This is a genomic window from Marinobacter iranensis (assembly GCF_029207565.1).
In the GTDB taxonomy this organism is placed as follows: domain Bacteria; phylum Pseudomonadota; class Gammaproteobacteria; order Pseudomonadales; family Oleiphilaceae; genus Marinobacter; species Marinobacter iranensis.
In genome coordinates this window covers 1-262 of record NZ_JANCMW010000239.1, presented here as the reverse complement: position 1 = coordinate 262, position 262 = coordinate 1, and the positions used below count along the sequence as shown (strand labels likewise).

At 66.8% G+C, this 262-nt stretch carries 1 pseudogene; it reads right to left on the bottom strand.

Annotated elements, in window-relative coordinates:
• Positions 1–262: pseudogene (locus tag NLU14_RS22185) on the bottom strand (ribose-phosphate diphosphokinase); the annotation flags it as partial.

The following is a 262-nucleotide window of genomic DNA, read 5'->3' as shown; positions in this document are numbered from 1 at the left end:
CTCTCGACGAGCCCACCCAGGACTTGCGCTGCATCGCCGGCGAAAAGCGGATGCACGACCACGCAATCCGGTCGCGCGAACCCCATGCCGACCAGCTGGCGCGCCGCCTCGGCGAGGGTCCGGCCGGATGAGGCGATATCGTCGACCAGCACCGGCTGGCGATCGAGAAACGCTGGGGCATTCGGAATCGAGATGGTGACGTCACGGTCGCCGGACCGGATTTTCTCGCACACGAGAAACGGAGCATCGGCATCGGCCGCCA